Origin of the sequence: Collinsella aerofaciens (assembly GCF_039062365.1) — a bacterium.
Lineage (GTDB): Bacteria > Actinomycetota > Coriobacteriia > Coriobacteriales > Coriobacteriaceae > Collinsella.
The window spans coordinates 1-1,472 of sequence record NZ_JBCJBI010000031.1 but is presented as its reverse complement, the minus strand read 5'-3'; the positions used below and the strand labels follow the sequence as shown (position 1 = coordinate 1,472).

Sequence of the window (1,472 nt, the reverse complement as noted above, 5' to 3'; positions counted from 1 at the left end):
CCCCGGCTAAAGCCCCGACGGGAGGGGATGGCTCCGCGGCCCATCAGGTAGACGGCGGGGTGACGGCCCACCGTGCCGACAACGGGTAGCCGGGTTGAGAGACCGACCGGCCAGATTGGGACTGAGACACGGCCCAGACTCCTACGGGAGGCAGCAGTGGGGAATCTTGCGCAATGGGGGGAACCCTGACGCAGCGACGCCGCGTGCGGGACGGAGGCCTTCGGGTCGTAAACCGCTTTCAGCAGGGAAGAGTCAAGACTGTACCTGCAGAAGAAGCCCCGGCTAACTACGTGCCAGCAGCCGCGGTAATACGTAGGGGGCGAGCGTTATCCGGATTCATTGGGCGTAAAGCGCGCGTAGGCGGCCCGGCAGGCCGGGGGTCGAAGCGGGGGGCTCAACCCCCCGAAGCCCCCGGAACCTCCGCGGCTTGGGTCCGGTAGGGGAGGGTGGAACACCCGGTGTAGCGGTGGAATGCGCAGATATCGGGTGGAACACCGGTGGCGAAGGCGGCCCTCTGGGCCGAGACCGACGCTGAGGCGCGAAAGCTGGGGGAGCGAACAGGATTAGATACCCTGGTAGTCCCAGCCGTAAACGATGGACGCTAGGTGTGGGGGGACGATCCCCCCGTGCCGCAGCCAACGCATTAAGCGTCCCGCCTGGGGAGTACGGCCGCAAGGCTAAAACTCAAAGGAATTGACGGGGGCCCGCACAAGCAGCGGAGCATGTGGCTTAATTCGAAGCAACGCGAAGAACCTTACCAGGGCTTGACATATGGGTGAAGCGGGGGAGACCCCGTGGCCGAGAGGAGCCCATACAGGTGGTGCATGGCTGTCGTCAGCTCGTGTCGTGAGATGTTGGGTTAAGTCCCGCAACGAGCGCAACCCCCGCCGCGTGTTGCCATCGGGTGATGCCGGGAACCCACGCGGGACCGCCGCCGTCAAGGCGGAGGAGGGCGGGGACGACGTCAAGTCATCATGCCCCTTATGCCCTGGGCTGCACACGTGCTACAATGGCCGGTACAGAGGGATGCCACCCCGCGAGGGGGAGCGGATCCCGGAAAGCCGGCCCCAGTTCGGATTGGGGGCTGCAACCCGCCCCCATGAAGTCGGAGTTGCTAGTAATCGCGGATCAGCATGCCGCGGTGAATGCGTTCCCGGGCCTTGTACACACCGCCCGTCACACCACCCGAGTCGTCTGCACCCGAAGTCGCCGGCCCAACCGCAAGGGGGGAGGCGCCGAAGGTGTGGAGGGTGAGGGGGGTGAAGTCGTAACAAGGTAGCCGTACCGGAAGGTGCGGCTGGATCACCTCCTTTCTAGGGAGATAAATCTTCTAGAGAGATCAACTTAACTCGAATAGAGGGCAGGAGCCCGTCCGGTGGATGTCGCCCGCGATGATTCCCCGCAGCACCCGGTCCCCGGGGTCGCACCCGCGTACCTTGAGAGCCGCATAGCGATAGGAGAGAGATGGAAGA

1 rRNA gene is annotated in these 1,472 nt (G+C 64.7%); it reads left to right on the top strand.

The annotated features are described in order from the left end of the window. Positions 1-1,313: ribosomal RNA gene (locus tag ABCN01_RS09500) — 16S ribosomal RNA — on the top strand; the annotation flags it as partial. Positions 1,314-1,472 lie beyond the last annotated feature (159 nt).